Origin of the sequence: Pseudomonas putida NBRC 14164 (assembly GCF_000412675.1) — a bacterium.
In the GTDB taxonomy this organism is placed as follows: Bacteria; Pseudomonadota; Gammaproteobacteria; order Pseudomonadales; family Pseudomonadaceae; genus Aquipseudomonas; species Aquipseudomonas putida.
In genome coordinates, this window is the sequence record NC_021505.1 from 2,986,583 (window position 1) to 2,998,548 (window position 11,966).

Sequence of the window (11,966 nt, forward strand, 5' to 3'; positions counted from 1 at the left end):
TGGACGCCTAGTCTTGCTACGGGCCATGTGTTTCGTGTTCATGGCGAGACCTTGAATGAGGTGTCTGCCAATGAAGCTGGTTCAGTGTCATTTCTCGTCAGGTCAGCGCGTGCCAGTGCTTGTGCAGGATGGTTCAGCGGCGCCCCTGCCCAAGCTGGTCCCATTTATCTACGTCCAGCTCAAATTCAAGCATCGTGCATACAACACCGTCGCAGCGCACCTGCGTGCGATCCAGGCTTTCTACACCTATGCCAAAAGCCGGGAGCTGGATATCGATGAGGCCATCCTGGCCTGTCACTTCGAGACGATTTTGGCACTACTGGACGGTTACTCCCTCTGGCTCCAAAGCGGCCGCCAGGCGGATAATCTAGTCGCCCGAATCGGCACAACTGCAATGGCATCTCTTCCACCGATAGATCCGCACACCCGTGACCAGTACCTGCGGCAGTTGAAGCAGTATGAATCGCCCCTGGTTTCCTAGACACTCTCCAAGCTCAAGAAATAGCGTTTCTCATACTCTACGGGAGACAGCTGCATAGCACTGCTGTGTCGGCGTTTAGGGTTATAGAACATCTCGATGTAATCGAAAATATCACTTCGGGCTTCTTCACGGGTTGTGTAGATCTTTCGTCGGATTCGCTCCCGCTTCAAAAGCTGGAAAAAGCTCTCGGCTACGGCATTGCCGTGGCAGTTTCCCCGCCGGCTCATGCTGCTGATTACATTGTTAGCCTTCAAGAAGCTTTGCCAATCTGAGCTACTGAACTGACTACCTTGATCTGAGTGAATCATCACTTGCTGCTGTGGCTTGCGTCGCCACACAGCCATCAACATTGCGTCGATAGCCAGGTCGCTGCACATCCTTGGCTTCATTGACCAACCAATTAGCTGGCGGATCAGCGCGTACGCTCGAGATCTTCCGACATCAAGAGCGCGGTAGCCTTTTTTAGTATCGATTTCTCGCGTTCAAGGCGCGTGATCCGGGCTTCCAACTCTTGGATTTTTTGCTGCTCTGGCGTCAGCGCTTTGCTGGCCGGCGTGATGCCGCCACGCTCTTGCTGAAGCTGATTAACCCACCGACGCAGGGCCGATTCCACCAAGCCGAGCGAACGGGCCGCTTCGGCATGGCTGTAGCCTTGATCGAGCACCAGGCAGGCGGCTTCGCGCTTGAACTCAGGGGTAAAGGTACGGCGTTGCTTGGTCATCGGACACCTCTCTGTGGCGAGCATTCTCGCCAAAATGGTTGTCCGGGGTTAGTAGACCACTACACTTTTTGCCGCTTCTCGAGTTCACGCTGCCGACGATGAGCGTTGCGCTCAGCTCGTCTGGCTGATGCCTGCAGCGATCTTACAGTTCCTTTCCAACCCATCACGATGCTCCATACCGAATGCGTGATGGCACATTAGCATATGCCGTCGAACAGTCGGCACACTGCACGGGCGTAAAAATTTAGAAATTTAAAGGGATCCAAAACACTTGCGAACACCAGCGGAGCGCACTATGTTGTGTCTTGCAGCAAGGAAAACCACCATATGATGTGTGAAAACCTTTCTGCGCGGCTCGCGATTTACTGAAAACCTCATGTATCTCACATTGCTGGATGAAGGAGATTCCGTATGACAGATCGTCGCCCTCTCAACCCCAACGTGAACGTTCCAAAGCCTGGCGGTGGTGAACAACCACGGTCTCGCAACAAGGACGGTCAAGTCCGCGATAAACGGAGCGATGCTGGCAAACCGCGCGGCAAATGACGGTTTACAGGTCAGCAGCATACGATCTCGCTGCTGACCTGTTCTGCCACTGCAAATTAGCCTTCGTGTGTACACAGGCGCGGCACAATTCGAAGCAACAGTGCTACACCCTGAATCGATAAGGGGCGCTGGTAATGCGCCCTATCGAGTATCACTCTGCGATCCGCTTTATCGCTTTTTCGATACGCTGACGGCCCGCGTGGGCAAGCTTACCGACCCCGGCTTCCTTGGCTACTGCGTAAACCAGCCCCTCTCCTACGTGACCATGCTTAGTCATTTCATCTACTAAGGCACCTAGTTCGGGCAAGCAGATTTCAGCAAGTGGGCGAATGGCATCGTCATCACCGGGCCTACGAAAGACAACGTTCATATCCGACTCGAGATGAGTCGGCCAGAAGAATGTTCCTGCCTGCTCCTCTTCATGAGATCGGAATCGTGCCCGCGCTATTTGATCGACGCGATCACGAATGCGCGAGCCCGTTCTGACCCAGCCATGAGCACGCGCGATACGCCGTGCAAGCGCCATATCGAGCACAGGCCCCTCCTCTGCCACCACATGGGCAATCATCTGTTCCAAGGTAGCCGTGTAGCTCGCTTCGAAGAATCTGTCTGGATCAACCGCCTTCACAGCCTCGGCAGGGTCTGCTTCCTTGTAAACCAGGTGCTCTACTGGCACATAAGGAATCACGGTATCTTCTGCTGCTTGAGCCGCGGCAGCTCTGGCGTATTTCAACTCTGGCATTGCACCAGACGGATCATTGGCTCCGGCAGCTGAAGTCGAAGCTACAACAGCAACCTGATCCACAACCTCAATGACTTCAGCCATGGCAGCATCGACTTTTAGGCGCTCAGCCTCATGGGCAGCATCGATGACCGCCTGCTTGGCCCTCGATTCGGCAAGCAGTTCGGTGAGACGTTGATGCACCTTTTCTGCGGTTCCCACGGCATCAACCCACCAGTCGGTCGACCAGATCCTAACGATCTCCCAGCCAAGTCCACGCAGCACAAACTCACGCAGCTTGTCGCGATCACGCGCAGTCGCACTGCGGTGATAGGTAGCCCCATCGCACTCGACACCGGCTAGGAAGCGCCCTGGAGCATCAGGGTGCACAACCCCCAAGTCTACTCGGAAGGAAGAGACACCAATCTGGGTATGGATCTGCCAACCCTTCTTGGCCAAGGCAGCAGCGACTGCCTCTTCAAATGGGCTATCGAATCCACCCACACTACCGAAATTAGCTTCAGCCAAGGCCTGCGGCCCACGTTCAGCAAATTCGAGGAAATGCTTCAGGTCACGCACCCCGACGGCTTGCGTCCGAGCAAGGTCAATGTGCTCTGGGCGGAGGGTCGAGAACAGCACCAATTCTTGGCGAGCACGCGTAATTGCAACGTTCAGTCGGCGCTCGCCACCTGGACGGTTCATCGGGCCGAAGTTCATAGACATCCCGCCGGCAGCGTCTTTTCCGTAGGTGGTCGAGAAATAGATGATGTCCCGCTCGTCGCCCTGGACACTTTCCAGGTTCTTCACGAACACAGGCTCGAGCTCAGACTCAGCGAAGTACGAGTCGAGCGACGGATCCCTCCGGCATGCCTCATCGAGCATGTCCATGATGAGCTTCTGCTGCTCACCGTTGAACGTGACCACTCCCACAGTACGACGGCTCTCACGGAAGGCCGGTGACTGAAGGCGAGCAACAAGGTCAGCAACTAGGGCTCTTGCTTCAATCAGGTTGGTACGTGAGCCGCCCTTGTCGTAAACACCAGCAACTGGACACAGCCTCACAGCCTTATCAGCCGTGAATGGCGAAGGGAACGTCACCAGCTTCGAGCCGTAGTAACGCTGGTTGGAGAACGCGATCAGGCTCTCGTGACGGCTGCGATAATGCCAGTTCAGGTTGCGCATCGGCAGGTTCGCGCTGATGCATTCATCCAGGATGCTCTCGAGATCCGCTTCGACATCCTCATCATCAGCAGTAGACTCAGCCCGGTCAAAGAACGAGGTCGGCGGCAGCTGTTTCGGGTCACCTACCATCACGACCTGCTTTCCTCGCGCCATCGCACCAATTGCATCCCAGACCGGAATCTGAGAGGCCTCATCGAAGATGACGAGGTCGAACGGGGTTGAGGCTGGCGGCAGGTATTGGGCAATCGAGAGCGGGCTCATCAGCAAGCAAGGCGTCAGCTTGGTGAGGGCTTCTGGTGCCCGGGTCATCAACTCACGCAATGGAATATGCTTGGTTTTCTTGCCCATCTCATGACGCAGCAAGCCCCACTCTGAAGAGCGGCTCACGCTGTCCTGACTTGGCAGGTCAGCACACAGCCGAGCACGGAGCCAGTCCTTCGTCAGCTCGGTGAACTTGTCATCCAGCGCTCGGAAATCGCGAATACGCTGTTCATGCTCAACGCTGACAAATGTCCGGATCACTTCCTCGTTATCGACAGTGGTATTCAGCCACCAGCGAGCATAATTCACCTCGAAGACGCGGCGGACTTTTCCGGAGGTGATGGCTCCGCTTTCCATGGCCTGGACAATTGGGGCGAGGCCAACGGCGAAGGCCTCATCGCGCACCTTCCTCCAGGCACACCATGCCTTGAGTCGTGCCTCGGACGAAACTACGGTTTCGCAATTTTTCTTGAGGTCATTCAACGAAAGGTGTGAGGTCTCATCAGCACCGGCCTCGGTGAAGTGACCGATCGAAGTCAGATGCGATGAACGCTCCTGCAACAACGCAAGCTTTTCGCGCAGGCCAACGCCTGCGAGAGCTATCGCACCTTCAGGCTCTAGCAAAGCGTTGCCATCGCCCAAGAGCGTTTGAAGGGGAGCCTTGTAAGCTGCAATCTGCTCCGGGTTCAGCGCGAGCTTCGCAACAGCAGTTGCTACCTGCCCTTGGAACACCACAGCCTGACGTGCAATCTCAAGCTTGGTCTTCAGGTCACTCCAGACCGGTACCAGTTCTCGCAGGTCAGCCAGGTCGGACAGATCACGTTCAACCGCTGCCCGCTCCTTCAACAGATCGAAGTCACCTTTCAGCAAGGCTCCACAGCGGCCCTCCTGCACTTCTGGGTGATCATCAACAAGGCGACCACGTTCTTCGATATCCCGACGCTCAGCCTGGAAGCACAGCGCTGCAGTAAGGAGTTCAATGTTAGTGTCCTTGCCGCACCAAAGCTGCTGAGTGCTCGAGCCAAGGTCGGACAAGGCACCCATATCGCTATCAAGGCGAGTCAGCGTGCGAAGCCGTCGCAGTTCTTCCTTTAATGCATCACCGAGCTGGCCTTGCTCGACCAACTGGAGCCCATCATCGATCCAGTCCGAGTCTGATTGCTGGAGCCGAATGGCCTCTTGAAGTTTGATCGACGTCGAAAGCTTCTCAGCGTCAGACTTAGAACCTTGCCAAACGGCAACGCACTCTTGCCCTGGCTCAAGCTCATCAATAGCGCGGCGCACGGCACGTATTTCTGCCCAGGTGGCTAAATCCTTACCTTGATCGGCCTCGCCTGCAGAGGTTTGAGTCGGGGCTAGCAAACCTGCGATACGACGCTTACCGAACCAGGACTTTGGCCAGAACGATTCCTCAGCCTCCTTCCACTCTCTCAGCAACAAATCGATGTCGAGCGATTCGATCGTATCGCCATAGGTCGCACTGAGCTGCTGCTTGAGCTCTACTATTTGGCTAAGCAGTGCCACCGCCTGAGCAAGCACATCGGTGACACTTTCCGGCCAGGCCGGGCTGAGCTCACCGAATATGGTGCGACGTTGCTGCAGCAGGTCAATACCCTGCTTCGCATCCGCCACAACGCGAGAAGTCCAGAGCGGCGAAAGCTTAGCGTTTAGCTCTCGATGTTGTTCAACCCACGCACAGCCATCGCTCAGCCGTTGAGAAATGGAGCGGGCTTCAGGCCGCAACGCGAAGCGCCAATCCTGTCCTGCTGCCGCGGGTAGTGCCTGGGAAAGGACTGACAGCCCCTCCAGTGCACCCGGGGTGTATTCCGAAGCTAGGAGCCCAGCCAACTCAACGAACCGATCAGCCGCACACTGGACATCCAAGACGGCAGGCAACACATCACGAGCCGCCTGCACGAACTGTTGTTGCCAATGAGGTGACCATTCCGCTTGACCAACTGCGGATAACGCATTACCAGCAAGCAGGCTGTAGCCCACAGCCTGCGCGTTCACTTCGAGGCGATCGCCCAATTCACGAAGCTCAAGCATGGCCTTGTGGTCATGCGTGTCAGGTGACGCCCAGCCAACAGGGGCAACAGCTTCATCGACACCCGAAGTGACCGTGCCAATCGCATCGTAGATGGTGTAACCGTTGCGATGGCGCCGGTGCAGTCGCTCGACGTAAATGTTCAGGCTGTCGCGCAGCGTTGCGAGACGCTGAGCCTCAACCTCCCATGCAGCGGAATCGACCTGCCCTTTTGCCTCCCAAGCGGACTGCAGCTGGGCCAGCACATCAGTTTTCCGAGCCTTGCTTGAGTGCAACTCGAGGCAGAACTCACCCAAGCCAATCTCACGCAAGCGACGGTACACGACATCCAGCGCGGCGATCTTCTCCGAGACGAACAGCACGCGACGCCCTTGGGCAATCGACTGGGCGATCATGTTGGAAATCGTCTGGCTCTTGCCAGTACCGGGTGGGCCGATGAGCACAAAGTCTTTGCCCTTGGCTGCAGCCATCACTGCAGCCAACTGAGATGAGTCAGACGGCAGCGGGCAGAAAACGTCTGTCGGGCCGTAGTCGCGATCCAGCGATTGCGCCTCTGGGAACGGTGTATCCGAAACGAACGAATCGCGTGGGGTATCCAGAAGGTGCTGAACGACTGGGCTCTGCCGCAGGTGCTCAGCGCTCTCGGCCAGATCCTTCCACATGAGGTATTTGGCAAACGAGAACATCGACAGCACGACGTCTTCGCTCAACTCCCAACCTGGGATGTCCTTGATGGCATGGCCAACCTTGTTCCAAATACCGGCGATATCAAGTCCAGAATCGTCCCGAGGCAATTCGTGCTCCAGCGACCCCAAGCCCAATTCGAAATCCTGTCGAAGCATCTCAATCAGGGTGGGGTTGAAGCGCGGCTCATCATCGTGAAGCACCATGGTAAATCCGGAGCGAGCGCTCTTGCGCTCCAGCGTAACCGGTATCAAAACCAATGGCGCCTTGTACTTCTGCCCTGCTCTGTCCTCGCGTGTCCAACTCAGGAAGCCAATGGCCAAGAAGAGCGTATTGGAGCCGCCTTCCTGCAGCGCTGTACGAGCACCTCGGTACAGTTCGGTGAGTCGAACGTCCATCTCGTTGGATGTCAGCGCAACAAACACCTCTCTGCGATTGAGGGCATCCTCGGCATGCCGGCGACGAACATCCTCACGCTCACGTTGCTCATACAGAGCGCGCTCCCGCGGATCAGCACCATCCATGAGGTCTGGGCGGGTGAGCAGCTTCAGCGACTGACCACTGGCCAATACGTCCTCGAGGGCTCCTGGATCTGGGGACTCCAGCTTCAGCGCCCGCTTGCCTGTCTTGAAGTTCAAGAGGTTGTTTCGAAGCGAGAGATCCAGGAGTTTGCGCTGCCACCGGCCAAGTCGGTCTGCTGGGTCGAGCTTGGAAAGGTCTTCGACCACTACCTCGTGGATCTCATCAGGGATTCCAGCCCCGTCCTCGACCAGGAGCGTCGGAGAGTCCACCGGAACCTCATCAGCAATCCGTGCGATCTGAGCCTCAGCACTTGCGAGTGGCTTGATCCGTTGCAGTCGAGCCCGGCGAATGTCGAGCAGCATTTCAAATTCGCTGTCCGCGTCTTCGGCAATCTGCTTCTCACCTCTCTCGACTGCGTAAGAGAAGGTTGGGACAGGATTCTGCGTACTGAGCGTCGTTTCAAATAGAACCAGTTCCCGCAGCTTCACCCGCTTGCGTACCGCCGTCACATCATCGACAAGGGCAGTAGTGAATTCCTCGGGCTTCATCCACAACCCCGCGAAAGCGTGACCGCGGGTGAACACGATGACTGGGTTCAGCCCGATTTGCTCCAGGGCAGCGCAGAATAGCAGGGTAAGATCCATGCAGGTTGCCAAACCAGTATCGGCAATCTGGCTTGGGCTTCGCACCTTTTGACCTGACTGTTCAAAACTTGCCGGCGGCAATGCATAGTCGAGCTTCATCCGTGCGACGGCGCTCCAGACCGCAGACGCCAGCTGCCAAGCTCGCTTCGCGCCACCCTCGTAACCATCCAGCGATGAGCACAGTTCACTTTGGCGAAGCAACTCAGCCGTCTGCTTCAAGAGTCGTTCAACTGCCGCATCATTCGGCTGCACGAAGGCAGCCGTCATGTCAGGAATATGCCGCAACCCACCCCACTGATTTCGGGGCAGAAGGTCTACGACTTGCTCAAAACGGGAGACCTCCTTTCTGCCGCTCTCGGCTTCCTTGTCGTCCGCCTCAAGCACGAAGGTGAATGTCGACAGCTCAGCTTCGGTCAGACGACTAAGCAACGGGCCGTCCAAGACCAGATCAAGACCAGGAATGATCCGGAAGCTATCTGCCCCAATCTCGTCGATCCGCCACACCTTGGCCTTGAACACCTCAGGTTCTGAGGTCAATGTCAGGGTCGCATTAACGAAACGGTCTTCGGTCTCGTTCGCTATACGAAGTTCGCGAATTACGGGAATGGCGTTCTGGAAGTCGGCAAGGTTCAGCTTCGCCACAAGGGTGGCAAGGATCTTGACTTCTTTAGGTGGGATTTCTTCTGGAGCAGCGGGGGGCTGAACGATGTCGTCCATGCGCAACCTTCCTTGTTGTGATGCTCAAGGGAGTGCCGGACAGACCGGCCGCGAAGGGATCCTCTTGAGCTGATGGCGGGATGATAGCGCTTCCTGCTTCAGGCGTAATGATCCTTTGGTCGTTCGCTGATGCTTAATCTGTTCAGCTGCGATCTGCAGCAAAGCGCAGATGCATCCTGACTTGCCACAGACCTATCAGCTCTATCGGGTGTAAAAAATTAGTATCAAAGGTTTTTCAAAAGTGGCACAAAACTGCAAAAAGTCACATCAAGACTGACTAGTTCAAGGAAAGCCAGCCACCTAAAACATTCCAGCGAACTATAAGCTAGATGTATTGGACTCAATACCTATCAATCTCATCTCAATGTTATTCAAGCCGTCATACACAACTTTTGCATAGGAATGTTCACCAACCCAGTTCAGCTCATTTTTTATTTCCGATAAATCATATTTTATATCATCTAGCTTTTGTGAAACCTCTTCATTGATAGCGACAAGCCGCTCTAGAAGCGTCTCAATATTTTCAGTACTCATAAAAACTCCTTTTCAAAGCAGAGGAAACGGTCTGGTAAGTTCTGCGCAGAGTGGTTGGAGGCTGGGCTAGCTTGGCTGCAAATAGACATTTTGAGGCGCAGCTTGCACATCGAACAGTGGCGCAGTGCCATCATTAGCATAAAAATGACCTCCTGTGGAAGACCTACGCTTCGTAGTACCGCTTCATCGCCTCAACAGCGCTAGTGCTCAAGGCCACCGCGGCGCTGTTCGATCAGGCTCAGTAGCGATTTTATAGCCACACTCTGCGGCTTGGTTAAATCGTGCTGGTGAAAAATTCTCCTCGATCAGCCAGGTTGCTGATCAAGGACTCGCCCTTCAATTTGAATACATCAATTGGCGATACCGAGATACTTGCGGAACAGGTTCTGAATCGCCCTGAGCTTCGTAGGCACCTCTTTGTCTTGCACTGAGGCCAATAAAGCTAGTTTTATAAACATCAATCGATGAACGGCCGCATTCGTTTCGAGGACTTTGAGTCAGTAATCTCCGGCCCGTGAGTGGCTTATGAACATTTGACATCGCCCACTTGTTAAATGTCATATTAGGTAGATGTGTCTGGCTGGTATCGCTTGCCCCTTAAGCTGGATGTTGCTTGCAAGGCCCCTCCTTCAACATGGCGCGTGGACAATCAGCCTTCAGGAAGCACCTGTGAGCATGGCGCCTGAAATACCAAAGAGCAGCACGTTCATGACATCTCAAGGACTTTTCATTCACGCAATTTTCACGCGTGGTTGCGCATTCTTGAGCTATCCCTACGTGTGATAGACCTTGCCCGCCTAGCAGCGGGCTTTCTTTTGTGCGCGATTTCTCATCAACTTGCACCACGCTGTCCGATCTGTCTCGAGGCGTTTAGTCCATCAGAATGTCTACCAGCACCTGCGCAGGCTTACTCAGCTCGACACCCACTCGAGTCACCACCTCGTAAGGCTCGCTTCGCGACTTGAGTTGCAGCGGCAACCGCACCAGCATGCCGTGGTCCAGGGCCATCCTGGCGACATCCCACGGCATCACCGCAAGCAGATCGCGATCTTGCATGAGCATGGACAGCGTCGTGAAAGTCGACGAAGTTTCAATGGGATACTGCGGGAAGCTCAAGCCTGCCTCGCGAAACTCGCGCTCAAGGGTAAGACGCATCGGCATGTTCACCGGGAACACCACCCAACGCGAGTGCGCCAATTGCTCAAGCGTCAATTCAGCGCAGGCTGCCAGCGGATGCGCCGGGTTTGCCACCAGCACCAACTGCTCCTGGTGTTTAACCCGGCTCTCATAGGCTGCAGGTCTCGGGCTGACGCTGGTTCGGCAAATCACCACATCCACACGCCCTTGGTCGAGCAGGTTGAGCAAACGGTCACTGGTGTCCTCTACCACCGATACTGATAGGTCCGGTTGGTTCTCGCGCAAACGCGCCAGGCCTTCCACCATGATCGGCACGGCGCCCATGATGGTGCCCACCGACAAACGTCCCCCATGTCCTTGGAGAATGCCCAGCATCTCTTCACGCAGATGCGCAAGGTCATTGCCAATCAACCGCGCATAACGCACCACGCAGCGGCCCAGGTCATTGGCTTCGAGCCCTTTGCTGGTCCGCTCGAACAGTACTGCGCCAAGGGTCGACTCAATTTCATTAAGCGCCTTGGTGGCGCCAGGCTGGGTGATCGACATCGCCTCTGCGGCTTTGTGTATCGAGCCCAGTTCGTCAAGGCTGATCAACAGGCGCAGTTGGCGTAAACGAAGGCGCGAAGCCATGGAGCTTAATGATGGCAGCATAGGGGATCACTAAAAGTTATCGGGCAGTCCACAGCTCTCATTAGGCAGCAATGCCATGGAAATTTAAAGTGGCTGGCAAGTGCTTCCCCACAACAGCAAACCGGAGCCAGCATGCGCCTGATCCAATTTGAAACCGCACCCGCCCAGCGCCATGTCGGCGTAGTGGAAGGCGACCTGATTCAGGTTGTGCGCCACACCACGCATCTGCGAGAACTGGCCCTCGCTGCCATCCGCAACCAGCGCAGTCTCGCCGCTGAGGTGCTCGAACGCGGTCTGGACAGCACCGAGCAGCGCTACAGCGTTGCGTTGAGTGAATGTCGGGTCCTTCCACCGCTCGACCACGAAGACCCGGCACACTGTCTGATCAGCGGAACCGGGCTCACGCACCTGGGCAGTGCCTCCACCCGCGACAAGATGCACCAACAAAAAATCGATGATGGGGCGGCGCTCACCGACACCGCGCGCATGTTCCAGTGGGGCATTGAAGGTGGCCGTCCCCCCGCAGGTAGCGCCGGCGCGCAGCCAGAGTGGTTCTACAAGGGTGATGGCTCGATCGTCGTCCGCCCAGGGCAAGCCTTGCAGCCCCCCGCCTTTGCCGAGGACGCGGGTGAAGAACCGGAACTGGCTGGGCTGTACGTGATCGGTGAAGATGGCCTGCCTTACCGGCTGGGCTTTGCCATCGGCAACGAGTTTTCCGACCACGTGATGGAGCGGCGTAGCTACTTGTACCTGGCGCATTCCAAGCTGCGTAATTGCTCATTCGGCCCCGAACTGCGAGTGGGCGAGTTGCCACGGCATCTGCAGGGCACCAGCCGGATACTGCGCGGTGACCGGGTAATCTGGGAAAAGGATTTTCTCAGCGGTGAGGACAACATGTGCCACTCGCTGGAGAATCTCGAGTACCACCATTTCAAGTACAGCCAGTTTCTGCGCCCCGGTGATGTGCACATCCACTTCTTCGGTACTGCAACGCTGTCGTTTGCCGACCAGGTCAAGGCCGTCGAGGGCGATGTGTTCGAAATCAGCCTGGCGGAGTTCGGCGCCCCACTGCGAAACGGCATCAGCGAGACGCCTGCGGCCATCTCACCCGGCGCGGTGAAGACGCTCTGACCCTACGG

The 11,966-nt window shown here is 56.2% G+C and carries 5 protein-coding genes and 2 pseudogenes; 2 read left to right on the top strand and 5 right to left on the bottom strand.

The window, feature by feature from the left end; translation table 11 throughout:
- Nucleotides 1-70: 70 nt before the first annotated feature.
- Nucleotides 71-481 (top strand): hypothetical protein, encoded by a 411-nt coding sequence (locus PP4_RS13300; RefSeq protein ID WP_016499704.1) that lies wholly within the window; start codon nt 71-73, stop codon nt 479-481.
- On the opposite strand, the pseudogene PP4_RS29535 reads toward PP4_RS13300, so the two are convergent.
- The 5 genes and pseudogenes from PP4_RS29535 to PP4_RS13325 form a co-directional block, all read right to left on the bottom strand.
- A pseudogene (locus PP4_RS29535) lies at nt 478-891 on the bottom strand (IS3 family transposase); the annotation flags it as partial. The gene PP4_RS13300 and the pseudogene PP4_RS29535 sit on opposite strands and share 4 nt — an antisense overlap.
- Nucleotides 882-1,202, bottom strand: a pseudogene (locus PP4_RS29540) (transposase); the annotation flags it as partial. The pseudogenes PP4_RS29535 and PP4_RS29540, both read right to left, overlap by 10 nt.
- A 697-nt stretch (nt 1,203-1,899) precedes the next feature.
- Complete coding sequence (locus tag PP4_RS13315; protein ID WP_016499707.1) at nt 1,900-8,526, bottom strand: DUF3320 domain-containing protein; 6,627 nt, start codon at nt 8,524-8,526, stop codon at nt 1,900-1,902.
- 318 nt (nt 8,527-8,844) lie between these two features.
- Nucleotides 8,845-9,060 carry a hypothetical protein gene (locus PP4_RS13320; protein ID WP_016499708.1) on the bottom strand — a complete coding sequence of 72 codons (216 nt, stop codon included), beginning with the start codon at nt 9,058-9,060 and terminating at the stop codon, nt 8,845-8,847.
- Nucleotides 9,061-9,930: 870 nt separating this feature from the next.
- Nucleotides 9,931-10,848 (bottom strand): LysR family transcriptional regulator, encoded by a 918-nt coding sequence (locus PP4_RS13325; RefSeq protein WP_041167729.1) that lies wholly within the window; start codon nt 10,846-10,848, stop codon nt 9,931-9,933.
- 111 nt (nt 10,849-10,959) lie between these two features.
- On the opposite strand from PP4_RS13325, the gene araD1 reads away from it, so the two are divergent.
- Nucleotides 10,960-11,958: an AraD1 family protein gene (gene araD1 / locus PP4_RS13330; RefSeq protein WP_016499710.1), complete on the top strand. Its 999-nt coding sequence runs from the start codon at nt 10,960-10,962 to the stop codon at nt 11,956-11,958.
- The last annotated feature ends 8 nt before the right edge of the window (nt 11,959-11,966 follow it).